General features: G+C 68.7%; 19 protein-coding genes and 5 pseudogenes. 14 read left to right on the top strand and 10 right to left on the bottom strand.

Features of this window, described 5'->3' with window-relative positions; genetic code table 11:
* Positions 1–301 precede the first annotated feature (301 nt).
* Positions 302–493, bottom strand: a complete 192-nt coding sequence (locus tag ACFZDC_RS32045) for a hypothetical protein (protein ID WP_391329290.1) — start codon at positions 491–493, stop codon at positions 302–304.
* A 511-nt stretch (positions 494–1,004) separates the two neighbouring features.
* Here ACFZDC_RS32045 and ACFZDC_RS32050 point away from each other — a divergent pair.
* Both ACFZDC_RS32050 and ACFZDC_RS32055 read left to right on the top strand, forming a co-directional pair.
* A complete protein-coding gene (locus ACFZDC_RS32050; RefSeq protein ID WP_391329291.1) occupies positions 1,005–1,514 on the top strand; it encodes a transglycosylase SLT domain-containing protein in 510 nt (169 codons plus the stop codon).
* Between the two features lie 1,808 nt (positions 1,515–3,322).
* Positions 3,323–3,493 carry a hydrophobic protein gene (locus ACFZDC_RS32055; RefSeq protein ID WP_391329292.1) on the top strand — a complete coding sequence of 57 codons (171 nt, stop codon included), beginning with the start codon at positions 3,323–3,325 and terminating at the stop codon, positions 3,491–3,493.
* 117 nt (positions 3,494–3,610) lie between these two features.
* On the opposite strand, the pseudogene ACFZDC_RS32060 reads toward ACFZDC_RS32055, so the two are convergent.
* A pseudogene (locus tag ACFZDC_RS32060) lies at positions 3,611–4,284 on the bottom strand (IS30 family transposase); the annotation flags it as partial.
* Between the two features lie 613 nt (positions 4,285–4,897).
* On the opposite strand from ACFZDC_RS32060, the gene ACFZDC_RS32065 reads away from it, so the two are divergent.
* Positions 4,898–5,497, top strand: coding sequence for a transglycosylase SLT domain-containing protein (locus tag ACFZDC_RS32065; protein WP_391329293.1), 600 nt, complete (start codon positions 4,898–4,900; stop codon positions 5,495–5,497).
* Positions 5,498–5,796: 299 nt separating this feature from the next.
* Here ACFZDC_RS32065 and ACFZDC_RS32070 read toward each other — a convergent pair whose 3' ends face one another.
* Together ACFZDC_RS32070 and ACFZDC_RS32075 are read right to left on the bottom strand one after the other, a co-directional pair.
* The gene (locus tag ACFZDC_RS32070; RefSeq protein WP_391329402.1) at positions 5,797–6,033 is read right to left on the bottom strand and encodes a hypothetical protein; all 237 of its coding nucleotides are present in this window, start codon (positions 6,031–6,033) and stop codon (positions 5,797–5,799) included.
* Between the two features lies 1 nt (position 6,034).
* Positions 6,035–6,396, bottom strand: a pseudogene (locus tag ACFZDC_RS32075) (transposase); the annotation flags it as partial.
* Between the two features lie 283 nt (positions 6,397–6,679).
* On the opposite strand from ACFZDC_RS32075, the gene ACFZDC_RS32080 reads away from it, so the two are divergent.
* From ACFZDC_RS32080 to ACFZDC_RS32090, 3 genes are all read left to right on the top strand, one after another.
* Entirely contained in the window at positions 6,680–7,870 is a 1,191-nt protein-coding gene (locus tag ACFZDC_RS32080) for a SpoIIE family protein phosphatase (RefSeq protein ID WP_391329294.1), read from the top strand.
* Between the two features lie 270 nt (positions 7,871–8,140).
* Positions 8,141–8,908 (top strand): alpha/beta hydrolase, encoded by a 768-nt coding sequence (locus ACFZDC_RS32085; protein WP_391329295.1) that lies wholly within the window; start codon positions 8,141–8,143, stop codon positions 8,906–8,908.
* 908 nt (positions 8,909–9,816) lie between these two features.
* On the top strand, positions 9,817–10,059 hold the full coding sequence (locus ACFZDC_RS32090) for a DUF5302 family protein (protein WP_391329296.1): 243 nt from the start codon (positions 9,817–9,819) through the stop codon (positions 10,057–10,059).
* Here ACFZDC_RS32090 and ACFZDC_RS32095 read toward each other — a convergent pair.
* The 3 genes and pseudogenes from ACFZDC_RS32095 to ACFZDC_RS32105 all read right to left on the bottom strand — a co-directional run.
* The gene (locus ACFZDC_RS32095) at positions 9,991–10,353 is read right to left on the bottom strand and encodes a transposase (protein WP_391329394.1); all 363 of its coding nucleotides are present in this window, start codon (positions 10,351–10,353) and stop codon (positions 9,991–9,993) included. The two genes, ACFZDC_RS32090 and ACFZDC_RS32095, sit on opposite strands and share 69 nt — an antisense overlap.
* A gap of 97 nt (positions 10,354–10,450) precedes the next feature.
* Positions 10,451–10,708: a TetR family transcriptional regulator gene (locus ACFZDC_RS32100; protein ID WP_391329297.1), complete on the bottom strand. Its 258-nt coding sequence runs from the start codon at positions 10,706–10,708 to the stop codon at positions 10,451–10,453.
* Positions 10,709–11,300: 592 nt separating this feature from the next.
* Positions 11,301–11,459 (bottom strand): annotated as a pseudogene (locus ACFZDC_RS32105) (site-specific integrase); the annotation flags it as partial.
* A 293-nt stretch (positions 11,460–11,752) separates the two neighbouring features.
* Here ACFZDC_RS32105 and ACFZDC_RS32110 point away from each other — a divergent pair.
* Positions 11,753–12,235 (top strand): hypothetical protein, encoded by a 483-nt coding sequence (locus ACFZDC_RS32110; RefSeq protein ID WP_391329298.1) that lies wholly within the window; start codon positions 11,753–11,755, stop codon positions 12,233–12,235.
* A gap of 1,106 nt (positions 12,236–13,341) precedes the next feature.
* Here ACFZDC_RS32110 and ACFZDC_RS32115 read toward each other — a convergent pair.
* Together ACFZDC_RS32115 and ACFZDC_RS32120 are read right to left on the bottom strand one after the other, a co-directional pair.
* Positions 13,342–13,905 carry a serine/arginine repetitive matrix protein 2 gene (locus tag ACFZDC_RS32115; RefSeq protein ID WP_391329299.1) on the bottom strand — a complete coding sequence of 188 codons (564 nt, stop codon included), beginning with the start codon at positions 13,903–13,905 and terminating at the stop codon, positions 13,342–13,344.
* Positions 13,906–14,083: 178 nt separating this feature from the next.
* Positions 14,084–14,337 (bottom strand): annotated as a pseudogene (locus tag ACFZDC_RS32120) (hypothetical protein); the annotation flags it as partial.
* A gap of 174 nt (positions 14,338–14,511) precedes the next feature.
* Here ACFZDC_RS32120 and ACFZDC_RS32125 point away from each other — a divergent pair.
* Positions 14,512–14,796 carry a hypothetical protein gene (locus tag ACFZDC_RS32125; RefSeq protein WP_391329300.1) on the top strand — a complete coding sequence of 95 codons (285 nt, stop codon included), beginning with the start codon at positions 14,512–14,514 and terminating at the stop codon, positions 14,794–14,796.
* A gap of 62 nt (positions 14,797–14,858) precedes the next feature.
* Here ACFZDC_RS32125 and ACFZDC_RS32130 read toward each other — a convergent pair whose 3' ends face one another.
* On the bottom strand, positions 14,859–15,983 hold the full coding sequence (locus tag ACFZDC_RS32130; RefSeq protein ID WP_391329301.1) for an FAD-dependent monooxygenase: 1,125 nt from the start codon (positions 15,981–15,983) through the stop codon (positions 14,859–14,861).
* Between the two features lie 404 nt (positions 15,984–16,387).
* Between ACFZDC_RS32130 and ACFZDC_RS32135 the strand changes: the two genes are divergently transcribed.
* The 6 genes and pseudogenes from ACFZDC_RS32135 to ACFZDC_RS32160 all read left to right on the top strand — a co-directional run.
* Positions 16,388–16,837 carry a TetR/AcrR family transcriptional regulator gene (locus ACFZDC_RS32135; protein ID WP_391329302.1) on the top strand — a complete coding sequence of 150 codons (450 nt, stop codon included), beginning with the start codon at positions 16,388–16,390 and terminating at the stop codon, positions 16,835–16,837.
* Between the two features lie 218 nt (positions 16,838–17,055).
* On the top strand, positions 17,056–17,478 hold the full coding sequence (locus ACFZDC_RS32140; RefSeq protein WP_391329303.1) for a hypothetical protein: 423 nt from the start codon (positions 17,056–17,058) through the stop codon (positions 17,476–17,478).
* Between the two features lie 836 nt (positions 17,479–18,314).
* Entirely contained in the window at positions 18,315–19,256 is a 942-nt protein-coding gene (locus ACFZDC_RS32145; RefSeq protein ID WP_391329304.1) for an ATP-binding cassette domain-containing protein, read from the top strand.
* Complete coding sequence (locus ACFZDC_RS32150; protein WP_391329305.1) at positions 19,253–20,608, top strand: ABC transporter permease; 1,356 nt, start codon at positions 19,253–19,255, stop codon at positions 20,606–20,608. Before ACFZDC_RS32145 ends, ACFZDC_RS32150 begins: the two co-directional genes overlap by 4 nt.
* A 4-nt stretch (positions 20,609–20,612) precedes the next feature.
* Positions 20,613–23,360, top strand: a complete 2,748-nt coding sequence (locus ACFZDC_RS32155) for an alkaline phosphatase family protein (RefSeq protein ID WP_391329306.1) — start codon at positions 20,613–20,615, stop codon at positions 23,358–23,360.
* A gap of 301 nt (positions 23,361–23,661) precedes the next feature.
* Positions 23,662–24,231 (top strand): annotated as a pseudogene (locus ACFZDC_RS32160) (CNNM domain-containing protein); the annotation flags it as partial.
* Between the last annotated feature and the right edge of the window lie 182 nt (positions 24,232–24,413).

Consider the following 24,413-nt stretch of genomic DNA (forward strand, 5'->3'; position numbering starts at 1 on the left):
GGGGCCCGTTGCGAAAACGGAAGGCAAGCCCGGAAACCTGCCCCGCCCCGCCCCGCCCCTGCCCCCGCGCACGCGCTCGGAAGCGGTTGTCGCCGTCCGGAGAGGCTGATCGGGGCCGCTCCGCGTTCTCTGCTCCGCCTGCCCGCACTTGCCAGGGGGCGACGACCTGCCATGACTGCAGGTGTCGTGAGGGGGCCTGCATGGGTGGCGAGTCAGACGCTGTCGCCGTTCGGGGTGGGCGAGCAAGGGCGCACCGCCGCTGCGCTGTGTTGATCGGTCGGCAGGGTACAGCGGCTGATCTTCACGTTGCGTAGATGGTCTGTTGTGCCCAGACGGTCTGTCCTCCGGTGGAGTAGCGGACGCCCCGGCTGTTGGTGAGCGTGGCGATGAGCAGCCCTCGTCCGGACTCGTCGATGGTGCGGGTGTGCCACACGTGGGGTGTGCTGGTGGGGGCGTTGCTGACGTCGCAGGCCAGGGCTTGGTCGTGGATCAAGCGCAGCCGGAGGGGCCGGGGTGCCGTGGCGGACCGCGTTGTGGACGCGTTCGCCGGCGATGAGCCCGGTGGTGAAGACGGCGCGCTGTTATGGCGGTCGGTGGCGGTGTCGTGGCGGGCCGTGATGCCCCCGGGTTTCCGCCTGACCTGGTTTGGGGGGTGGGAGGGGTCGGTTTTTCAGGAAAAAGGGGGTGATGCGGCCCATAGGGCCCATATCACGTCCTATCGAGGATCGTAGGAGGCACCTGCGGCAAACCAGGCAGATCGATCCCTAAATGACCGATTTAGAAGAGTTTCTCCTAGCTTAGGTAGTACGTCACATTCTTGCTTCGGTGTCGGCGGGCCGCTAACCATGTTGGTTGTTGCTACAAGCCGCGAGGCCAGGCCGGGCATTGATCGCCGGACGCGCCCGCTGCGCCGTGCAACACAGGGGCTTCACCCGACGCCCTGCAGGCCGCGACCGATATTCGGCCGGCGCCTCGAAGACGTTTTACAGGAGAGTCCCTTCCGCATGACCGCGATCACCGCACCCCGCCGCCTTGCCCGCCTGCGCACCCTCGCTCTGACCGGCATCGCCACGACCGGCGCCGCGGCCGCCGCCCTCACCCTGATGCCGACCTCTGCGCACGCTGCCGAAGCACCGCAGACCGCCCACAGCGTCACGGCTCCCTCGCACGACAGCCACACCGACCCCGGCGGTGCGGGCAACCTCGACGGCTGGATCAAGAAGTCCCTGGCCATCATGAAGGACAAGGGCATCCCCGGCAGCTACGAAGGCCTGCGGCGCAACATCATGCGCGAGTCCGGCGGCAATCCCAACGCTCAGAACAACTGGGACGTCAACGCGCAGAAGGGGATCCCGTCCAAGGGGCTGCTGCAGGTGATCGACCCCACCTTCAACGCCTACCACGTTGCCGGAACCGCCCACAGCGTCACCGACCCGGTCGCGAACATCACCGCGGCCGCCAACTACGCCGCGCACCGCTACGGCTCCATCGACAACGTCAACTCCGCCTACTGAGCCACCCCCCTGTAGCCCGGTGTGCCGGGCGCGGACGATGCGCGCCCGACGCCACCGCAATGGGCCTTGTCGGCCGCGCCCGCGATCGAGCACTCTCCAGGTGCCGGCCCCCTTGCGGAAAGTTCGCGTGGCGACCGATCCGACGCCGACCTCCTCACTCCGCCCAGGCGGCCGCAGCACGTCCGCTCGCTGGCAGGAAGCGCTCGACGGCATGGTGCCGGCGAAGGCCGGCGGGCTCCTGAGCGCGGCAATGAGCCGCCGATCCAGCAGTGGTAGGCCTGCGCCGAGTTGAAGATGCGGTCGAGGTTGACGACCGGGAGGAATCTGCAGGCGTTCTCCGACCGGGCGAAGGCCTGGGCATCCGATGATGGCGGCGGTGTGACGGTCGTCGAAGTGCAAGACATGCAGCGGCAGTCACCAGTAGAGCGCTCACCCCGGCTACCCCGGCGACACTGCGACAGTCCCGAGGTCAGCGAGGGACAGAGGTCGGGATCGGGGCTGACTGCGCCGACGGCTGCTCTACCTGCAGGACGGCCGAGGCTCGGCGCTGGCGCTGCGCGCCGACACCAGCGGCCACGTGTGGACGGCCCACCCTCGGAGTACTCCCGGCCCCGACCGTCGTCGACGCCTCCGGGGTGTCGATCGGCTTCGCAGGCATCGCCTGGCACTACCGCACCCTCAAGACCGCCGCCGAACTGCAGCGCTTCGAGGTGCCCGGCGTCTCAGGCGCCTACGGTGACCCGGTCGTGCTGGGCGCCGGCGCGGTCTGGATGCGCAGCAGCGACAGCGACACCCGGCATCGCCACGTCCAGGGTCCGGCTCTTCGTGCCCGGCGCCGAAGGCGCCCTGATCGCCTTCGGCAAGGGATAGGGATAGGGATAGGGATAGGGCGGCGCACTTCCCGACGGTCCAACGCTGCTTCACCGTGAGCCGTGCTCGGCCGATCGAGTGGCAGCGAGGCATGCGCGGGCTCAGTCCTCGATCAGTTCCAGGTCGTTCCGGCTGGGCCAGAGCAACGGTGCGCGTGCGGTCAGTCCAGAGCGGAACCGCTGCCGGTCGACGGTCGCCTCGAGAACCGGCGGCAGACGCGCCGGCCGGTGAACGGGCTTCACTGGTGGGCCACCCTGGCGCTGGGGGGCGCCTCTCCAAGAGGCGCTGGTACGCGCGCCGATCCGTGTAGGTGCTGGGGGGCGAGGTGGTGAGGGGCAGGTCGGCTGCCTCCTTGAGCGTGCGCGGGCAGCGGTCCGACGATTGCGGTCCTGCTGCTGGGCCGGGCGTGTCCCCGCGCGGGCTGATCTTGCGTATGCGGGCGGGGCGTGGGGGTGTGACACGCGTCGGGGGCGGCCCCGGTCACGGTACCTCCCCCCACACCAGTGACTTCTTCCCATCAGGGCAGACCAGTGTCCTTGACCGATTCCTCGGCCTGGCGGGCGTTGCCCGCTGCCCCGGCCGTGCGACCCTTGGCGACCAGGATCTCGTTGCCCGTGGCGCATCCGGCTGCCTGGGCGGCCTTGCCGATTGTCTGTTCGGCTGGCGCGGGCCTTCTCGCCGGCGGCCATGCTGCTCACGTTCCTCGAATGCCGATATCGGGTGTTGGCTGTGCGCATGACCCTTCAGCGGTGCTGGTAAACCAGGGGGCAGAGCGACACAGTGCGTCCTCCATGACGTAGCTCCGAGGCGTGAGATGTGGGGGGGGAGGGGGAACGTCACAGGGCGCGCGCGTGCCCGTCGTCGCCTGGAATTAACTCGCATTTTGTGTGCTTGTAGGGGTGAAGTAAGGGCATTCGATGGCCAGGAGGTTGATGACAATGGTTCCCCTGCTTCTGGTTCTTCTTCTGGCTCTGATCCTCTTCGGTGCGGGCTTCGCGCTGAAGGCGCTGTGGTGGATCGCGGTGATCGTGCTCGCCGTGTGGCTGCTGGGCTTCGTGGTCCGGCCCGCCGGTAGCGGTGGCCGCAAGGGTCGCTGGTATCGCTGGTAGACAAGGGCGTCTCGGCACGAGAGGGATGCCAGGCGTGCAATGACGGGGGTCCCGGCCGGACGGCGGTTTCTAGGGATCGTCGCAACACGTGGTCGTGTTGATCAGGCCGCGAGCAGTTTATGGCAGGCGCTCGGCTGGGGTTTCCCAGCCGAGCGTTTTGCGTGGACGGCGGTTGAGCTGGTCGGCGACAGCGGCCAGGTGCTCGGGGGCGTCCACGGACAGATCGGTGCCATGGGGAAAGTACTGGCGCAGCAAGCCGTTGGTGCTCTCGTTCGAGCCGCCCTGCCAGGGGCTGGCCGGGTCGCAGAAGTAGACCGGGATGGTGGTGGCGGGGGTGAACTCGCCGTGCCGGGCCGTCTCGGTGCCCTGGTCCCAGGTCAGGGACTGCATCGGCTGGGGGGCAGGGTCTGGAGGGTGGCTGCCAGGGTGGTGAGGACGGCTTCGGCGCTGTAGCCGCCGTGCAGGTGCAGGTGCAGGTGCAGGTGCAGGTGCCTGACGTAGCGGGTTGCGCGTTCGACCAGATGCCGATGGCGGACTTGCCGTCCTTGCCGATGGTCAGGTCGCCCTCCCAGTGGCCGGGCACGGCCCCGGCCCTCGGCTTCGGCGGGAGGGTCGCTGGTCACGATCATCGGTGTGGTGAAGCGGGGTCGGCGGCAGTTGGCCTTGCGCTGGGGCCTACTACGGGCCCGCCCGCTGCGCAGAGCGCCGGCGAGCTCGCGCCGCAGCCGGCCTCTGCCCTGGACGTAGAGCGCCTGGTAGACGGTCTCTTGGACCACGTGCATCTCGAAGTCCATCGCACCCTTGAGCTGAGGTGTTGCGACGACCACCAGAACTCAAGGGAACGGCCGGGCCCCACGCATGCGAGAAGACACCCTGGGGTTCAGGTGGCAGGGAGAGATCGGGCTTATCGGACGCACCGGAGGGTACGTGAGCAATGCACCGGCCCGGCAGAATCAGCAGTGGAACCCTGCGCCTCCGATCTCTGCGGGGCCGGTGTACCGGCCCCGCAGATGAGCGCCGCTCTCGCCGCCCACATCGCTTCCACGCTGCGACGGCCTCCTTGTTGACGCTGAGTAGATTCGCCGGCACGACAGCTCGTGACACACAGACGACGAAGACCGGCGATCCGGTGAACTCGGCCCACGTCGCCACCGGCTCAGCCCGTCTCTCTGACTCCTGCAGAGGACCGGTGGGAGATGCACGACAGTGAACCGGTCGAGTGTGGCAGCGGACGAGCTGCCGGTGCCGGGGACAGGACGTGGCGGCGCGCCTTGGGCTGGCGGATGAAGCACGGTGCGTCACTTGCGCTGGATTGAGGCCGGTGCGCGCGGGCACGCGCACCTCGGGGTGGTGGATGCCCCGCCAACCAGGCGGGGGTGGCCGACAGGGGAGAGGTGAGTGAGGATGGCCAGCCGATCGACGGCGGCGTCGAAACAACGGTCCCAACCATTGGAACGCGGTGGCGTCCCGACGCCACCGCTGCGGCCCGGCGGCTACGATCCGGCTGACTACGTCGCGTATGTGGTGCGCAGCGCCGGAAAGGCCAAAGTGTCACCCCTGCTCGTGATGACCGTGCTGCACAATGAGGCGTACAAGCCGCACCATCCGCTGCTGGAGCGGCTGTGGCAGTGGTGGAAGCCCGGGGCGGCCTTCGGAGTGGCCAACATGCACCGTGCGACGTTCGAGCGGGTTCGGCGAACGCACGGCCTGTCGGAGCGGTGGCAAGACCTTCGCGACGATCCCGCTCTCGCCATCCATGTGGCGGCCTTGCATCTGAAGGACCTGGACCGGAGCCTCCCCAAGCGGCACGTGCGCCGCTACACCCGCGACGAACTCCTCGCCCTGGGCTACAACGCGGGCGAACGCAATATGCGCGCCTTCGCCCGGGGCGTCCCGCCGGGTCCCATGGCGCGGTCGTACTTGCGCCGTTTCCGTGCATACCGAAGCCGGGCCGCCGAGGTCTTGGCGGACCGTGGCGGGCCGCGCGACGCCTTGGCCGGCTGAGCCGCCGCGGTCGTCGATGGTCGCCCCCGTAACTGGGGCCCACCAGCGTCGAACCATCGGGGCCGACCCCCATCATCCTGCCGGGCCCGATGCTCATCGGGACGTCCCATCCAGCGCATGCCGCGATGCGGAGAGCTGTGCCACGTGCTCGGGAGACAGTGTCGCGGCCCTGCTGAGTGGTTGCTGACCCATGCCCCCAGCCGCAGCTCCCGCTCCTCGCCGACGATCCGCTCGACGTGCTTGCGTGGTACGCGGAAGTGACCTTCCCTTTGGTAGTACTGCCGTGGCGGCGGCGTAGTTCAGGCGCCCACTTGTCGGCCCGTGTGCGGCGCGGCTTCGGTCTCTCGTCCTCGATCGGCGGCTTGGATGCTGATGATGTGTTCGCACATCCACTGCTGCACGATGGTGAGCTTGTCCCAGCCGAGCCCAGCCGAGCCGAGACCAGCCGAGCCCAGCTGAGCCGGACCGACCGCACCCCAGCGCCCCAGATCCTCGCCCTGGCGTACGACGGCACCCGGCTCGGCCGGCCAGCGCACCGCGGGCCTCCAGGCCAAGGGTGCCCGGCTCGTGGGGCGGTGCCGACCGGCGAAGGACCCGGTCCGAGCGCATCCGGCCCAGCACCTGCACTGGCAGGTAGCCCAGCGGGAAGGCCAGCCGGGGCACGTCGTGTCCGGCATCCACCACGATGAGGATGTCCGGGTCGCCGCCCTTCCACTGCCCGGCCTCCACCAGCCGCTCGACCAGCTCACGCATCTGCCGGGCGGTGACGTGGCGGCGTCGTCGCCCGGCACCAGACGCAACGCGTCCAACAGCACGGCCCACGAGCTGCAACCTGCTTCCAACGCGCAGATCACCGAGTATGACCGGCCAGGGACGGGGATGTGCTGGTCCTTGCCGCGCGGAAGGCCCGATGGGCGGAGTGAAAGTGGATGACGGCGGCATAGCGAAGGAGGGTCGACAACCATCATGCACGCACTGGCATCGGCCCGTACCCGGACCGCTCGTCGTGCGTGGATGCTGCTTGCCCTGCATCCCCCGGCCGACGACGCCCGGGCACCACCTGAAGTACCCGGGACCGCCCCGCACCGACCTGGTCGGCTGTCCCGACCAGGCAGGACAGGCACATTGAGGTGATGTAGCGGAAGCTCGGGGAAAAAGAGCGGCAGCCGATGGGAGGTTGCCGTGGAGTGCGGAGATCTGGAACTGAGCCAGTTGCTGGCCGCTGCGGAGGAGGCGCCGCCCGGTGAGTCCGTCAACGTGGTAGCGCACGACCTGCAGAAGCGACTCGGTGCGGAGCGTGTGTCCTTCCTGTTCGCCGACCTCATCGGTCAGCGGCTGGTACGGCTCGCCGCGACCGGGGGCGATGTCGCGGACCACGAGCCGATCGACCTGCAGGGCAGCGTCTACGACAACGTTCTGCAGAGCCAGCGCCAGCATGTGGAACCGGACGGCCAGGGCGGACGGCGCGTCATCACGCCGGTCACCAACCGCGGCGACTGCATCGGTGTTCTGGAGGTGACTCTGCCGTTCACCGACGACACCGTGCTCCGGCAGGTCCGCGATGCGGCACACGCGCTGGCCTACATCATCGTTACGGACCGCCGCTTCACCGATCTGTACCACCTGGGCCGGCGCACCACCAAGACCAGCCTGGCCGCCGAGATCCAGCACCAACTGCTTCCCTCAGCCGCCTGCTGCGAGGCGCCCCAGTTCACCCTCGCCGCAGGGCTGATCCCGGCCGACGACATCGGGGGTGACACTTACGACTACACCCTCGACCGCGACACCCTGCACCTGTCCATCACCGATGCCATGGGCCACGACACGAACTCCGCTCTGCTGGCCACTTTGCTGGTCGGCGCGCTGCGGCGGGCACGCCGCAGCGGCTGTGACGCCCTCAAGCAAGCCCACCACGCCCACCAGGCCCTACTGAGCCACAGCCGCGGCCTGGCCACCGGACAGTTGCTGTGCATCGACCTCGAAACAGGCCTCTGTGAATTGGTCAACGCCGGCCATCCCTGGCCCCTGCGGCTGCGCGACGGCACCGTCGAGGAGGTCAAACTCGCCGTGAACCTGCCGTTCGGCGTGGCGGCACCCACCTCGTACCGAGCACAGGAACTGCAACTGCGTCCCGGAGACCGCCTGATCCTGCTCACCGACGGAATGCAGGAGCGCGGTGCCGCAGCCGTCGACCTGGTTTCGGTTATCCACGACACTGGCGCGCTGCATCCAAGAGAAGCCGTCCGCAGCCTGACCGCCGCGGTGCTCGATGCCTGCCACGGCAACCTCAAGGACGACGCCACGGTCCTCATAGTGGACTGGCACGGCAATCGTCGCCGATCGGCCGAGACCAGACGGAACCCACAGTGGTGAGCCGCAGCGGCCCACTCCTGAGAACGCCTGCCTCGGAGCGGGGCTGCCGATCCAGGGCCTGTCCGGAGTCGTGATGATGTGGCGCGAAAAAGGGTTGGAGGGATGATCATCGGGCTGGTAGCTTCCAGTCGACCGTGATACCGCCCGAGGAGGTGAGACCCATGAACGCTGTATCGACGTGGGTGCTCCCCCCTCCCGTCACGGCCGGCGATTGATGTAGGGGTCGCCGGGAGTGCCTCGCCAACAATGCACTCCCGAAGGGCAATACCTATGCACTCTCTGCAGTTCACCGCCGAGTCGTCGTCGAACGGCATGCTCGAATGCGACTTCACCGTGGGCGACGTCCCCGGCGTCCTGTGGTCGCCGGCCTCCCATGCGGCCGATCGCGCGCCCCTGATCCTGATGGCCCACGGCGGCGGCAACCACAAGAAGCATCCGGCGATGTCCGGCCGCGCCCGCCTCCTCGTGACCGGCTGCGGCTTCCACGTCGCCGTCATCGACGCGCCCGGTCACGGCGACCGGCCGCGCACGGCACACGACGAGGCGGAAATCGCCGAGCTGTTCCGGGCGAGGGCGGCGGGCGAGCCGGAGGGCCCGATCGTCGTCCGCTACAACGACCACTTGGCGGAACTCGCCGTACCCGAGTACCAGGCGAGCCTGGACGCCCTCCAGGAACTCCCGGAAATCGGCACCGACGGGCCGGTCGGCTTCTGGGGCATCAACATGGGCACCGCGATCGGCGTACCGTTTGTAGCGACAGAGCCCAGGATCACCGCCGCGGTCTTCGGTCAGCACTGGCCCGATGTCCTGGCCGAAAAGGCGGAGCAGATCACCATACCGATCGAGTTCGACATGCAGTGGGACGACGAGCACATCTCCCGCGAGGAGGGTCTCGCGCTGTTCGACGCCTTCGCCTCGAAGGAGAAGTCGTTGCACGTGAACTCGGGCAAGCACAAGGAGCTGCCCCGGTTCGAGGCCGACAGCGCGGCCCGGTTCTTCGCCCGGCACCTCGGCCGACCGATTACCTCGCCGGCCTGACGTGCGCGGTTGCGGCGTCCGGCTTGCCGGCTGGGCGCCGCTACCGCGGCCCCGGATCGAGGCTCCGCATCCAGCTGATGGATCCGCGTAGTGGGGATCGGAATCCCGCCCAGTGCCTCGAGGCGTCCGGTCGCAGCGAGTGGCCAGGCCGCGGAGGCCGCCATCCCGTACTTCTGGCGCCGCGAGTTCGCCCCGCCCCGCGGCTCATCATCAGCGAGCTGGAGAACGGCTAATACGTCGAAAAAGCACACCGCGCCAGCGGGCGGAACGACCCGCCTCGAGGCCCCGTTCCCCGTCGACATCAACCCGGCCGGGCTCACCCGGCAGTAGCCGCACGGCACACCGAAGTGACGCCCCCGCGGGGAAGTGTTCCGCAATCACCTGCGCCGACGAGGTATCAAGGCCGTGACCCCGGAGCCGTCCGACAGGCCAGGCCACCGCGAACGGCGCGGATCACATGGCGGCCGCCCACCACGATTCGCCGCCATGGGCGTCGTCGCACGGTCTCCAGCCGGGCGGCGATCTCCCGGATGGCGTTGTCCCAGGTGATGGGCCGGCGAAGGAACGCTCCCACCCCGGCCCTGCATGGCATCGGCGGCCGTCAGGCGGCTGTCCTGCGCGAATACGGTATCCGCCCGGTCCGGCTGGCTCATCGACTGAAGGCGCGCCTGCACACGCAGCCACGGCAGCGGAGTCCGTGAAGGGCGCCAGCTTTGGCTGGAGCCCCTCACCGTGCCTGCCGGATGTGCGCCGGTGGCTGTTCCCCGAGGCCGGTGCCGGGACGGCCCGCCTCGCCGCCAGGGTGATAGTCACGCGCACCCGCGGCCGGCGATGCCGACCGCGGGCGCCTCATGGGGTGCCCGGCATGACAAGCTGTGCTCTCCACTGCCTGAACCCAGGAGGTCACCATGACCGCAGAGTCTCCATCACAAGAAGGTTCGGAATCGGCTGACGCCGCGAATCCTGTCCTCTCGCCCGACGACGACGGCAAGTACGACCTGAAGCGCAAGTTTCGGGAGGCCCTCGCGCGCAAGCGCGGTGTGCAGGCGGACGCCGCCGACATCGCTGCGAACACCGATGCGTCAAAGGTCCGCGCCGCGCACGGCCCGGCTGCGAACCAGCGGTCGTTCCGTCGCAAGAGCGGCGGCTGAGTCCACAACGCCCGCCAAAGCAGCCCTTGCCGGTTGGTTGGGAGCAATGGGCAGGTACAGGGCGCCGTCCGGGACATCACTCGGGTGATGTCCCGGACGGCGCCCCTGCGGTGAAGGCCAAAGGTCGTGCTGGGCGGCGTCAAGGTGCTCGGCGGCCTTGGGGAACTTCGTCTCCAAGGCATCCAGAACGTGCCGCATCCGGGCTTTCACAGCCTCGGCGTCGGGCTGTTCGAAGACCGTTCGCAGCAGCGTGGCCACCCAGGGCTGGGCGGACTTGGGGACCTGGCTCAGCAGGTTCCTCGCGTAGCGGCGTGAGTGCTGCCGCCGACGGTGTCACAGCGTGATCTCCGGGCCGCATAAGCAGGTCGCGCACCAGCCCGTCGAAGTACCCTCACAGCTCCGCCAGTGAGGCGCCCGGCGCCTCCAGTTCGCCCAGCTTCTGGGGAACGACCAGCGCGGAGTGCCACTCCAGTGACTTCAGGAACAGGGTGCGCTTGCCGCCCGGGAACGCGCTGTAGAGACTGCCGGGTTTCACGCCGGTCGCCTTTACCAGATCCTCGATGGACGTGGCTCGACAGCCCCGCCACCAGAACCGCAGCATGGCCTGAGCCAGGACGGTGTCGGGCTCGAACTCTCGAGGTCGGGGCATGGCAAACAAAATACATGAGCGACCATTCAAGAACATGCTCGGCGGCACGCCGTCTTCTGCCACTGCTGTTCCGGCCGATCCGCGCCGCCTTGGCTCGCACCCGGGGGCAGCGTCCAGAGCCCGTGCCGCAACTCATGCTCCATCTCCAAGTCCGCGGCGAGCCCATAACCCACGTCGCGCCGCGGAGTGCGATCCGATTCTGCTGCAGCCACCGAACCGTCGATCGCCGCTGCCGGACGATCGAGACCCACACGACCTGCTTCGTAGTCATCGAGCCAGGTCAGAATCTGCTCCCAGTCATGTGTCCTCCCACCTGATCAGCACGCAGCCAACATGCTCCGCACCAAGATCACCCGGACAGGCCCTGAGGGCTGTCCGTGGGACTGCAAAATCGTTCGGTGTGACTCCCGATCATGGAAGATGCATCGACGGCCAGTGGCAACGTGAACGAGCCCGGGGACAGCTGAGTCGGTGTCGGCCAAGTCCGTGGACGACCGGCTGGTCGATGATCTGGTGGTCCGGGCGCAGGCTGGGGGCCTGCAGCCGACCGGCGAGGGCGGCTGCTTCAGCAGCTGACAAGCGGCTGTTGGACGGAATCCGGCACCGCCGGCCGCTTCGCCCAGACGGGAACAGCGGGCCCGTCATGGCCGCGCTCCCGGCACCAGCCAAGCCAGGGCAGCACCCCGGCCCTGCGGGCGTTCCAGGTATCGACCGCGGCTGTGCTTCACATCAATTCGAGCGCCTCGCCGACCTGCTGCCGCCCCTGGCTCTGACCAGGCCCAGGCACGTGACCAACTGACGTGCGGTCGCAGGTCACTGACGGAGCACAGTCGTCACTCATCCATAGCAAGGGCAGCTCTATTCGAATTGTCTCTCTTCACTCGCCTCCGACCAGGGGTTTTGTGGCGCGCGAGGGCCCGGGCAGCTGCTACGTCCGGGAGTTGGCAGGGCATGTTGAGTTGCCGTCGGCCACGCCACGGGGCTTGCTTGGCCCAGGGGAGATCTCCCCGGAACCCCTCGTTCATGCTCGAAGAAAGGCGCGGAATGTTCCAGCTCAAGCGTTTCGGGGCCGCGGTCGCGTCGGCCGCCGCCCTGACGTCCCTCTCTATGGCTATCGCTCCGGCCGCCATCGCCGTCACGGCCCCGCACCGCAACATGTCCGTCGTCCAGGAGGCCAGGACCCCCAAGCCCCCAACGTCCACGACTTGCGCCAATCTGAGCGCGCAGCTCTCCACGCAGCTCCAGGCCGCCGCCAGCGCTCTGGCCGCCACGCCGCCCAACGTTTCCGCGGTCCAGACGGCGATCGCCGCGGCCCAGGCCACGGTCGCAGAGCTCCGAGCCCACGGGTGCCTCCCGGCGGCACCGTCCACGCCTCCGACCTGTGCCTCCCTCGCGGCTCAGCTGCAGGCACAGCTGAACGTCCTGGCCTCCGCCCTGGCAGCCGTTCCGCAGAACCCTGCCGCCATCAGCGCAGCGCTGCAGGCTGTGGTGGCCACCACTGCGCAGCTCAACAGCGCCTGCCGGTGACCAGCCTTCGCCGAGCACTGTGTCGGGGCACTCACCGACACGCCTGACTCGGGCGCCTGATCGGATGGCGTTGGGTTCGACGGTTCCGAACCGTCGAACCCAACGCTTTCGTGGCACCCGCTGGCACCGTTGTAGCGCAGCGGGATTCTCCGAGAGACCTGGGACAGGTGGCCGCCGAGCTCTCATCGGGGTTGCCGAAGCACTTGCGCGGCGGTCGTTGCCCCCCTTCAGGCGGAGGGCACCCCTGGCGCTGATACCGGCATCGGGCGGGGACTGTGGGCGGTGGGAGGCCTAGGTGTATTGCCCTGACAGGGCAATCGATCGAGTCTCAGAGCTTTCCGTCTGCCAGAACCGATCGCCGGGCGGAGCAGGACAGTGTCGTTAGCGGAGTCCGCAGCGTTACGCCCGGTCTGCGCCCCCCGGGATCGCTCGCCTCGCCCTCGGACCAGCCCGGTAGCAGTCTGGGCCCGGTCACACCACCGCTGCTTCTGACCTGTGGCGATGGTCAAGGCTGCGGGCTTTTCGGCCCCAGGCCGCTACCGGCACCCTTATCGGTAGCGGCCTGGGGCACCCATGCGAGTGAGTGACGAGTTCCCCGAGGCGGGCTCGGGCACAGCACACAACGGGCCGCAGTAAACGGGCAGTGCGACCCACGGGCGGCCGTGCCGTGCTCATCCAGGGTGCAAGCACCGAAACACCTGCTGGGACACCGGCTCCGTCCTCAGAGGGCGGTTCGTGACTGTTTACTGGCTTCGGTTCGTCAGGGTGATGTGGGGACGTCGAGAGCCAGGCCGGTTCCGGCTATGGACAGGAGCACGGCGGCACCACTTTCCTCGGCCCTCAGTGTTGCTGCTGGCTCGACGGCCAGCTACCGAGCTGCACACACGGCAGCGGCGGGACTCGACGGCGACGCTGCCCGTCACGGCCAGGCCTGAACCGCCCCGGTCCGCAGAGCGTCCATACCGGCACCCGACACGCCCTTGGAGCTGGCCGCGCCATGGAAATGAAGCGAACCTCGCCGCGGACGAGCGCCGTTGCGCGATCGTGTTCCGGGCACGGAGGAACCCCCCGCTGTACGAGCAGGGGGTTTCGTCAGCCGCTGAGGACTAGGACACCGGGCCGGGCGGGGGCCCTGTGGCGGGACCAGAGGGCGGTGGGCCCCACTGCGGCGGAGGGGCCCACGTCGTGACGAGCCGTCGACGGTGGCGGCTACGACGCACAGCGGTGACGACGACGATGGTCGCGGCTCCGGCGAACGCGGCGATGAAGCACCCGATCGCCGCAGCGATACCGCCGATCATGTTCCCTACCTGAGGCTTGTCGCCCAGCGCGAACTCGGCAGGCAGCTCCGATGTGCACGTAAGAGTGTAATTTCCGCTGTTGTCGGGCCTCACCTCGAAGACGCGCTCCCAGGTGCGAGATCCGAGGGTGATCTGGAAGGTGCTGTCCGGCTGGGTCATCGACCCCGGTCGCATCCCTGGGATCCGGCAGTCGACGTGGCCCTTCCCGGACGGGGATACGTAGATCGCCTTGGTTTTCCCTTGGACGAAGCTGAACGTCTGGGATTCGCCGCTGGAGAAGCTCCGGGCGGTGTCTATCGAGTCCACTGTGTTCTTCACCGTCACCACGATGATGGTGATACCGACACCGGCCAGTACGAGCCCCAGCAAGGCTGCTACCGCGTACCAGATGCGCCGAGGCCGCAAGTCCTTTGCGGGGATGTTCCGCGGTGGAGGCGGCGGACCGCCGTACGGTGCTCCCCAGGGTGTCTGTATTGCCACAACGTCGCATGGTACGGCAATCGCACGTAGCGGCTCATCGTGAACAGCACCTGGCACACCATGGAGGCCGGTCCATGGCCTTCACGAGCCCGAGGCCGCCACCTTGCGCAGGTCCTCCACGGACTCCCCGCGGTCGCGGAACCGGCCAGCGATCCGGTGGGCCATCGGCAGCCACGCGCTGACCAGTTCATCGCGCGGGGCATCCCGCGCCGGGCCGTCCTCCAGTCTCCAGGCTGCGGCCGGGATCGGCCTTCCCGCGCTGGCCATCTTCGTCGACGCGATTCGTCCAGCCGCACCTGCTACTTCAGTGCTGACCGGCATCGGCGTCTCAAGTCCATTGCTAGCTAAAGCCGTTGTTGCCCAGTGCGACGTAGACGGTGTAGTGATCGGGTCGCCGCTGGTCCGGGCGCTCAGCGAAGGAGGAGTGGACCGGGCTGCTGAGCTCATAGGTCAGTTCGTCGCCTCGATCGTGCCTAAGGTGACGAAGGTGAGGGTGTGAGCGCGCCGCCCGAAGAGAAGCCCACGGCCCCGCCAGCCGCTGTCAGCTACCTCGCGCGGTGCATGAACCGCGACGGCGGTTCCGCACGCTCAGGTCCCGGCCTCGGTTTCGCGCCGATCGGGCAACTCCTCTACCTCGACCGGGGGATCAAAATGCGCGAGGTCGACGGCTGGGTGCGGTTGCGGCTGCGTTACCGCTCCGCGTCCGGCCTGCCGGAGGGCGCTACGGCCTGGCTCCCCGCGGCTTGCACGAGTCCCTGCACACCGCCGCCGGGACACTGACGCGACCCCGATCAGCGAGCACTCGGTATCACTCCCCACCGGCCTGTCCAGCCGCGAGGCCGTCAGTGGTTGGCGAAGTCGGGCAGCTCGGTGGACAGTAGCTCTTCGGCGGCACAGTCGAGGAGCCGGGCCATCTCTGTCGAGCGCGGCAGCAAGGTCTTCTCATAGGCGTGAATGGCATCCAGGACGGTGCCGTGCTGCGCGATGGCGAGGGCGAGTTCGCAGGCGTCGAGCATGGCGAGGTTGACGCCGACGCCAAGCGGGGGCATGAGGTGTGCGGCGTCGCCGAGCAGGGTCATCGTGGGGTTGTGCTCCCAGGTGTGCGGGACAGGTAGAGCGAAGATCGGGCGGTCTACGTAGAGGCCGTCGTTGTCGGCGATCAGCTTCCGCATGCGGGGCGACCAGTGGCCGTAGCGCTCCAGGAGGAGGGCGCGGATGCCGTCGGTGTCCTCGGGGCTCAGGCCACTGGCGGCGATCCAGTCGGCCGGGACGCGCTGGATGACGTAGACGCGGATGTGGTCGCCGCTGTTGCGCTGGGCGAACAGGCCGCGGTCGCCGTCGGCTGCCGCGGCGCCGCCCTGGCCGACCAGGTCGGCGATGTCGGGGTGCCGGCTGTCGACGTCGTCGAACCAGGCTTCCAGGAAGCTCACGCCGCTGTACTGGGGAACGGCCGGGGAAAGGGCGCGGCGCACCTTGGACCAGGCGCCGTCGGCGCCGATGACGAGGTCGGCTTCGGTGGTGGTGCCGTCGGTGAAGTGCAACTGCCGTGGGCCTTCGGAGGGACCGCTGATCGTCTGCAGAGTGTGGCCCCAGCGCACGGTGCCGGGCTTGAGGGAGTTGAGCAGCAGGGCGCGCAGTTGGCCGCGGTCGATTTCCGGTTTGAAGCGCTCGCCCTCCTCGGGGACGTGGTGGAAGAGGATCGTGCCGGCCGGGTCCATCTGACGCATCTCCTGCCCTTCAGGGCGGGCCAGTTGGAAGAACTCGTCCAGCAGGCCGGCTTCGCGCAGGGCGATCTGGCCGTTGTCGGCGTGCAAGTCGAGGGTTCCGCCCTGGTTGCGGACGTCGGGGCCGGCGTCACGGTCGTGGATGGTTGCGGTGATGCCGTGCTGCTGGAGGATGCGGGCGCAGGTCAGACCGCCGGGGCCGGCGCCGATGATGGCGATGCGGGATGCGGGGGTGTGGTTCATGGCGGTGCTCCGTTCGGGCTGCGTCGCAGTGCTGCGACTGTCGTGCTGATGGGGTGTGTGTGGGTCAGTTCGCTGTGGTCGCACGGGCTTTGTCGTAGAGCGCTGTGGTGGGCGGACCGACTTTCGAGAGCGAAGAGGAACGCGGGCCGGGTGGTGCCTCACGGCCACTTCTCCACAAAAGCACACCGAGTTAATAAGTGCAACAGCTCAACTTTTGAAGCTGGGCAACCAAGGTGACAACTCCCGATATCCCCGACACCGCGACAGACCCCGCCCCGCACCGGTATGGCGTCGCGAGCACAAGAGGCCGCCAACCGCCAGGCCGTCGCCGACGCGGCCCTGCGCCTGTTCCTGGAGCGGGGATACGACGACGCGGCATCCGCGAGATCGCGGACGCCGCGGACGTGTCCACCACCACGCTCTTCAAGCACTTCCCGGTCAAGGAGGCCCTCGTCTTCGACGAGGACGCCGACCAGGAAGATGGCCTGCTCGCCGCTGTCCGCGAACGGCCCGAGGGCCAGTCCTTCCCCGCCGCCCCGCGCGAACACGCTTTGGGTACCCGTCTGGCCGCCCCGGACAGCGAGGCCCGCTTCACGGCCTTCACCAACCTGGTGAACAGCACCCCCGCCCTGCGCGGCTGCCGCCAGGCCATGTGGCTGCGCCACACATCCGCACTCGCCAAGGTCATCGCAGAGGAAAGCGGCCTCGCCGTGAACGACCCCGCCTGCACAGCCCTGGCCCACTTGGCGCTTGAAGCCACCCGCGCGGTTCACACCCACGAAGACCCCGGCCAGGCCATCACCCGCGCCTTCCATCTCCTGGACAACGGCTGGAGCACGCTCGCCCGGGCCTGAGCACCGGCGGTTCGCGCCGGCCGGCCTCACGCCGCTGGGGAGGGGCGGGCCGGGGCCTCGGCCTGCGCTGTTGATGATCTACATGGCAGGATTCCCGGGGCTCCACAAGAAGCACGATTCTGTGTGGATCGAAGAGTGCCGGCGCTGAGACCCCCGCTGACGCTCGTGTGACAGCTCGTTGGCCCAACCAGGCCCCGGAAGACAGATAGGCAGCGGCCATGACTGCTGAGTGGTACGTCCTCATCGAGGAGGACACTCGGGCGACGGAGCGCGTTGACGGCGTGGAACTGAAACTGCACCGCTGGACGCTGGTGGGCACTCACCACATCGAGGGGGAGGAGGCGCAGGCCCTCGCGGCGGCCGAGGACGCGGCTCTGCACTACATGCCACAAGTTCTCGCCCGGCATGCCCGGCCGGGAGACGAGCCGGCGAGACATGCGCTCCTCACCCGCGACGGTGCGTGGGTGGTGCTCGTCAGGCAGCGGCACCGCGAGTGCCATATACGGGTGACCACGGCGCGGCTCATGCACTCCAAAGAGGAGAAGGAGGCCCCGCCGAAAAGTCTGAAGGAGAAGCTGCGCAGCGCCCTGGACGGCCCGCCGCCTCCGGACAAACCGTGGGCGCCGGCCGGCAGTTCCTGAGGTGTGCGACCGAGGCCCAGCGGTGGCGAAGTCCTCTTATGGCGTGGAGTCGGCTGTCGCCCGGCGAGTTCCCAACTGGCTTCCGCCTGCGGAGACGCGAAGGCGTACGCGGCGAAGTCGGTGACCCGGCGGTATCCGATGCGCTGGTAGAGGGCGTTGCTGGTGGGGTTGGCCGCGTTTCAGCAATGCCCAGAGCGATCGCCTCGACAACGCGCGGAAAATCCCTGTCACGCAGGCCGTGGCACGATTCCCTCTGCGCTACCGGCCTCCGTCCGTGACTCAGGAGTTCAGGCCGAGGACCCGGACCGAGTCCCGGTACGGGGTCACCGACGTCGGCGCCACCACCGTCTCCGGCTACGCCCCGCGCGACAGCACGCGGATTCCGCACGCCGCGCCCCGGCAGGCACCGTTGCCTCCACGTACGTCCCTGGTACTGACCGGCACGGACCAGCCGGGTGTCGACCCCGGTTCCATGTCGGCCATGGGTGGGCAGCGGGGTGGCGGGGCACCGGGTACCGAACGGCGGCCGTGTGGGGGAAGCGGCCAGCAAGCTACGCCTTGGCCCCGAAGCCGGTGGCGACGCACCGATCGCCGACCGGGTCAACTACGACGCATTCGAACGCTCGCGAGCGGACAGCCGGGTGGAGCGTGCCTTCGCCCGCTGGTCCGCGTGTATGACGGTCACGGATGCCCAAGTCTGGCTCGGTGCTGGCCGTTTTGTTCACCCCTGGGCTTACAACGCCTTGACGATCCGTTCCATGAGCGTTCAACCGGCCGCCTGTGCCCGCGTTGTGTGCCGTCCCTAAGGTCCCTGAAGGCTTCGGAAGAAGGGACTCATGGACACACTCCTCGCAGTCCGGGCTCGCGGGATCACCAAGTGTTTCGGCGACGTCGTCGCGCTCCACGGCGTCGATCTGGATGTGGCGCAGGGACAGATCCACGGCTTGGCCGGACCGAACGGAGCCGGCAAGACGACGTTGCTCGGTCTCCTGCTGGGCCTGGCCGTCGCCGACGGCGGCCGCCTCGAGATCCTGGGTACGCCGGTCCAGCGGGCGCTCTCCGCTCCCGACGGTGTCGCAGGCTTCGTGGACGGGCCCGGTCTCTACCCTTCGCTCACCGCCCGGCAGAACCTCACCGCGCTGGCCGCTCTCCGCGGACACGACGCGAGGACAGCGGGGGTCGACGACGTGCTCGACCAGGTCGGGCTCACCGATGTCGCCGACGACCAGGCCCGCGGCTTCTCCCTCGGTATGCGTCAGCGGCTCGGGCTCGCCGCGGCCCTGCTCACCAAGCCCCGGCTGCTCGTACTGGACGAGCCCTCCAACGGTCTCGACCCGGCCGGCAAGAAACACGTGCACGGTGTCCTCAACCGGCTCGCTGCGGAAGGAACCAGCGTCGTGCTCTCCAGCCACCGCATGGACGACCTCCAGGCGCTGTGCTCCGAAGTCACCATCATCGCCAACGGACGGGTCGTCTTCTCCGGCCCGTTGAGCAAGCTGGCCGCCGAGAACCGTGAACTCGACTACCGGCTGCTCACCTCCGACCCGCAGGCCGCCCGGCGGCTGGCTGCCGACGCGGCCGGGATCCGGATCGTCGAAGACACCGGGGCACGGCACGACGCGGAGGCGCTGATCGTGCGCGCCCTGGTGCCCGCCCTGGACGAACTCGTGGTGCAACTCGTCCGCGCGGGCATCGCGTTGCGCGAACTCGCCCCCGTGGTGTCGCCGCTCGAAGCCGCGTTCCTCGCCCTCACCGAGCCGCAGGAAGCGGGCCGATGACCGCGACCATCGCCGACGGCAACGTTGCCACCGCCCGCCCCGTCTCGGTTCCGCGCGGCTACCGCTTCGAGATGTTCAAGCTGGTCTCCCAATGGCGGATCCGCCTACTGGTCCTCGCCTGCTGGATCGCGCCGGGGCTCTTCGTCGCCGTGGTGAGCCGGCAGAGCACGCTGCCCGTCGACACGCTCTTCGGCCGCTGGATGCACGCCACCGGCTGGGCCGGACCGCTGGTGATGCTCGGTTTCGCGGGCACCTGGGCACTTCCGCTGCTGACCTCGGTGGTCGCCGGTGACGTGTTCGCCTCCGAGGACCGGCTCGGCACCTGGCGCCACCTGCTCGTGGTGGTCCGGTCGCCCAGACGGATCTTCGCGGCGAAGGCACTGGCCAGTCTCAGCGTCCTCCTAATGCTCGTGGCAGGGTTGGCCTGTTCCAGTGTGGTCGGGGGTCTCCTGGCAGTCGGCAACCAACCTCTGGCCGGCCTCGACGGCCATCTGCTGACGCCTGGGGACGCGGCAGGGAAGGTCCTGCTCGCCTGGGCCTGCGTACTCGCCCCGACTCTGGCGCTCGCCGCGACCGGACTGCTCGGGTCCGTCGCCCTGGGGCGCTCTCCGATGGGCCTGCTGGTGCCCGCGGGCGTCGCGCTCGCGATGCAACTCGCCCAGATGATGCCGCTTCCCGCCGCCGTACGACTCGCCCTGCCCAGCTACGCCTTCATCGCCTGGAACGGCCTGTTCACCAGCCCCGCACAGCTCGGCCCGCTCCTGATCGGCATCGTGGTCAGCCTGGTGTGGGCGGTGATCGCGACGGTGCTGGCCTACCTGCTGTTCGTGCGGCGCGACTTCACCAACGCCACCTACGACGGCTCGGGGCGGCGCGCGGTCACCGCCGGAGTCCTGCCGCTGGCCGGGCTGGTCGCCGTGAGCGTCACGGTCGTCGCCGCGACGACCGGGGCCACGGGCTCCGGGATCGAACAGGACAAGGTGCAGCGCTCGCTCGCCACGGCGTTCGCCCACCTCTATCGCATGCAGACGAAGCAGCTCAATCGCCCCGACGTCACCGAAGCCCAGGTGAAGGCCACGGCGACGTGCAACAAGGGCAGCATCAGGGTCGCCGCCGAAGGGCCGGGCAACGACTGGCGCTGCGTCGTCTCCTGGCACCTCCCCGGCGTCGAGGCCGCAGGCACGGCCATCTACCAACTCGACGTCACCCCAGACGGGCGGTTCATGGCCGACGGCGATGGACCGAAGGAAGTGAACGGCTACTTCCTGGTGCGGACTCCGACCGGCGACGCACCGAACCCACTTTGGCAGTTCGACGGCAACGTCGAACTTCTCCGCACCTCGAAGGAATGACTCCATGCAGGTAACTCGCAACCGCCGCACTGTAGAGACGGGCCTTCTCGGTAGACGAGTCGGTCGTCGGAGCACCCTCACGGCAGCCGCGACCGCGGTCGTCCTGGCCGTCACCGCCGGCGTCGGTTACGCCCAGACACACCAGTTCGGCACCGATCAGGTCGGTCAGACCACCGACAAGGGCCAGGTCATCTCCAGTGACCAGTACATCGCCCCGTACGGTGACCGTCTCGTCATCAACAACGGCAAGATCATGTCGTCCTCCGTCAGCCCCGACGGCACCCACCTCGCGGCCTCCGTCGCCGACGGCGGGAGTGCGCTGGCCATCGTCGACGTGCAGAACTGGAAGGTGCAGCAGGTCGTCGGCACCGCCGCGTCGTCGGTCCCGCGCATCAGCAGCAACAGCGTGGGACAGGAAGGCCCCACGTACTCGCCCGACGGCAAGCAGCTCTGGCTGGGTCAGACCGACGGCTACACCCGGTTCACGGTGAACCCGGACGGCTCTGTCACCAACCCCACGTCGATCAAGATCTCGGCGGACGGGTCCAAGCACGCGCTGGTCGGCGAGGCGGTCTTCTCGTCCGACGGCTCCACCGTGTACTCCGCGGTCAACGGCCAGAACCGGGTGGTCGCCATCGACGCGGCGACCGGCGCCGTCAAGCAGAGCTGGGCCGTGGGCAACGCCCCGCGCGACATGGTCCAGGTCGGCGACAAGCTCTACGTCAGCAACGAGGGCGGGCGTCCGGCGAAGCCGGGCGACACCACCATGAACTCGTACGGCACCCAGGTTCCGGCCAACCCGAAGACCGGTGCCACGACGACCGGCACGGTCAGCGTCATCGACCTGGCCAACCCGGAGGCCGCCCCGTCGAGCATCGAGGTCGGTCTGCACCCGACGGCCCTGTACGCCAAGGGCAAGGCGCTGTTCGTCACCAACACCGCCACCAACAACGTGTCGGTCATTGACACCGGCAAGGACAAGGTCGTACAGACCATCGACACCCGGCCGTGGCCGGAGGCGTCGGTGGGCTACGAGCCCAACGCGGTGACGCTCACCGACGACGGCCGCCTGCTGGTGACGCTCGGCCGAGCCAACGCGGTCGCCGTCTACCGGTACAAGAGCCCGCAGGAGCCGGTCAGTTACGTCGGCCTGCTCCCGACGGACTACTTCCCCGCGGAGATCACCACCGTCGGCAAGCAGGTGCTGGTCTCCAACACCCGTGGTATCGACGCCCGCCGGCCCACCAACAGCGCCGGGCACGGCACCCACGACACCACGTCGAGCGTGCAGCGCTTCACGCTGCCGGACGACAGCGTCATCAGGTCGCAGACGGTCAAGGTCTTCAAGCAGAACGGCTGGACCCCCGGCTCGGTCAAGCTGGCCAAGGGCAAGAACTACGCCAAGCCGGTCCCGGTCCCGCAGCGGCTCGGCGACCCCTCGACGATCAAGCACGTCTTCCTGATCGTCAAGGAGAACCGGACCTACGACCAGGTCTTCGGTGACATCCCTAAGGGCAATGGCGATTCCTCGGTGACACAGTTCGGCGAGAACGTGACGCCGAACCAGCACGCACTGGCCAACCAGTTCGGGCTGTACGACAACACCTACGACATCGGCACGAACTCCGCAGAGGGCCACAACTGGCTGATGCAGGCCGACGACCCGGAGTACACCGAGTCCTCGGCCGGTGAGTACGCGCGCAGTTACGACACCGAGGACGACGCTCTCGGCCACCAGAAGTCCGGCTTCCTCTGGACCGGTGCGCAGGCGGTGGACAAGACCGTGCGGGACTTCGGCGAGTTCCAGTCGATCGAGAGCAAGCCCGCCGACGCGTCCTGGCAGAACCTGTACTGCGACGCCAAGAACATGGACGCGACCGGGCAGAACACCGCCTACCCGATACAGACGGGCTCGGCGATCCCGTCGCTCAACGACGTGTCGGTGCCGGGCTTCCCGATGTTCGACACAAGCGTCCCGGACATCTACAAGTACCAGATCTGGAAGAAGGACTTCGAGAAGAACGGTCCGGCGAACCTGAACATGTTCTGGCTCTCCAACGACCACACCGGTGGTCCGGCGAGCCCGGCGGCCCAGGTCGCGGACAACGACCTCGCGGTCGGCAGGATGGTCGACGAGATCTCGCACAGCAAGTACTGGAAGGACTCGGCGATCTTCGTCGTCGAGGACGACTCCCAGGCCGGCCTCGACCACATCGACGGCCACCGTGCCCCGATCCAGGTCATCAGCCCCTGGGCCCAGCACGGCACCGTCGACAGCCACTACTACTCGCAGATCACGATGATCCGCACCATCGAGCAGATCCTCGGGGTCCACCCGATGAACCAGAAGGACAGCGCGGCCAGCCCGATGGCCGGGGCGTTCACCCGGAAGCCGGACTACACGCCGTTCACGGCGCTGCCCAACCGCACCTCGCTGACCGACGGTCTGAAGACCCCGCCTTCCTGCGGTGTGGACACCCCCGCCCCGCCGGACCCCAAGGCGGCGGCCGTGCCGTCGTCGAAGGTGCCGGCGGACAAGCGGCAGCTCGCGGCGAAGTGGGAGACCTGGAAGTCCGAGCAGCGGCTGACCGGGCCCCACGCCGTGCCCGACTACGCGAACCCCGCGCAGTTGAACCACCTCACCTGGTACCAGACGCACAACTGGGCCAAGCCGTACCCCGGCGAGAGCAAGATCTACGCGCCGAACGACGTGCCGGGCGCCTACATCCCGTCGTCGGAGTCCGACGGCTGACGAAGGCCGACCGCCTCTCAGGGGCCCCTGGCCGGCATCACCGCCGGCCAGGGGCCCTGCTGCGTCATGGTCAGTCGGCGGGGGAGCAGGCCGGTCTGTCCCCGCGGTCCTGCATGGCCACCATCCGTAGCGGGCTGAACTGGTCGATTGCTCGCAACCAGCAGCGGAGGGCAGCGTGAGTACCCGCTCCCGCCCCTCACTGAGGTTGGTCCACTCCGCAGAACGGCCGGCGGACGACGGCACGGCCTGCTCCTCTCGCCCTTACTGAAGCTGCGTCTTTCGTCCCGCCCCACCCCCGGATGCCGTGGCCATGGTTGTCGTGGTGTTCCTGCATATGGTGGTCGGCGAGACGGCTCCCAAACCCTGGGCCATCGCCCATCCCGAGCGCTCCGCCATGCTGCTGGCACCGCCCTTCCGCGGACTGGTCAGGGCGGTGCGCCCGTTGCTCTGGCTGCTGAACCGGCTGAGCAACGCTCTGGTGCGGCTGTGCGCAGGGTCAGTCCGCGCGACGAGCTGACCGCCGTCTACAACCGGGAGCAGCTCACCCATCTGGTGGCCGAGTCCGAGCGGCTGGGCCTGATCAGCGAGGAGGATTCGGAGCTGATCACCAGCTCCCTGACCGAGCCGCAGAACCCGGTCGGTGACCTTCAGGTGCCCACAGCGCTGATCACCTCCGTGGGCGTTGCGGCGGACGCGGACACCATCCTGGCCACGGCCGCCGAGCACGACCGCGACCGCCTGCTCGTGCGCGACGGCACCGCCGTCATCGGCTCCGTCCACACCCGCGACGCGCTGATCACCCGCAACAGGGCAGGACGGTCAGCGCCCGCGCTCTTCCCGACCCGTGCCGGAACTGACCCAACAGGACACCACCACGCCATCGAGGGCAGAACGCAGCGGCAGACCGCGAGGCCGCGCGCCGTTTTCCGGGTGCAGGCGGTCTGCCAACGACACGTCATGCTGCAAGGCGGCGTTGGCAGACGCCTCGGAGCCCACTGAACGACCGGTGACGCCACCGCTTGACCAGCGGAAGCACCGCGCCGCTCCGTTAGC

It is taken from the genome of Streptomyces sp. NPDC007905 (genome assembly GCF_042959345.1).
Classification (GTDB): domain Bacteria; phylum Actinomycetota; class Actinomycetes; order Streptomycetales; family Streptomycetaceae; genus Streptomyces.

Excerpts from the sequence above, each read along its gene's own strand:
- ACFZDC_RS32050 (WP_391329291.1), top strand. The coding sequence starts at position 1,005 with ATGACCGCGATCACCGCACCCCGCCGCCTTGCCCGCCTGCGCACCCTC.
- ACFZDC_RS32055 (WP_391329292.1), top strand. The coding sequence starts at position 3,323 with ATGGTTCCCCTGCTTCTGGTTCTTCTTCTGGCTCTGATCCTCTTCGGT.
- ACFZDC_RS32065 (WP_391329293.1), top strand. The coding sequence starts at position 4,898 with ATGGCCAGCCGATCGACGGCGGCGTCGAAACAACGGTCCCAACCATTG.
- ACFZDC_RS32085 (WP_391329295.1), top strand. The coding sequence starts at position 8,141 with ATGCACTCTCTGCAGTTCACCGCCGAGTCGTCGTCGAACGGCATGCTC.
- ACFZDC_RS32090 (WP_391329296.1), top strand. The coding sequence starts at position 9,817 with ATGACCGCAGAGTCTCCATCACAAGAAGGTTCGGAATCGGCTGACGCC.
- ACFZDC_RS32100 (WP_391329297.1), bottom strand. The coding sequence starts at position 10,708 with ATGCCCCGACCTCGAGAGTTCGAGCCCGACACCGTCCTGGCTCAGGCC.
- ACFZDC_RS32110 (WP_391329298.1), top strand. The coding sequence starts at position 11,753 with ATGTTCCAGCTCAAGCGTTTCGGGGCCGCGGTCGCGTCGGCCGCCGCC.
- ACFZDC_RS32130 (WP_391329301.1), bottom strand. The coding sequence starts at position 15,983 with ATGAACCACACCCCCGCATCCCGCATCGCCATCATCGGCGCCGGCCCC.
- ACFZDC_RS32140 (WP_391329303.1), top strand. The coding sequence starts at position 17,056 with ATGACTGCTGAGTGGTACGTCCTCATCGAGGAGGACACTCGGGCGACG.
- ACFZDC_RS32145 (WP_391329304.1), top strand. The coding sequence starts at position 18,315 with ATGGACACACTCCTCGCAGTCCGGGCTCGCGGGATCACCAAGTGTTTC.
- ACFZDC_RS32150 (WP_391329305.1), top strand. The coding sequence starts at position 19,253 with ATGACCGCGACCATCGCCGACGGCAACGTTGCCACCGCCCGCCCCGTC.
- ACFZDC_RS32155 (WP_391329306.1), top strand. The coding sequence starts at position 20,613 with ATGCAGGTAACTCGCAACCGCCGCACTGTAGAGACGGGCCTTCTCGGT.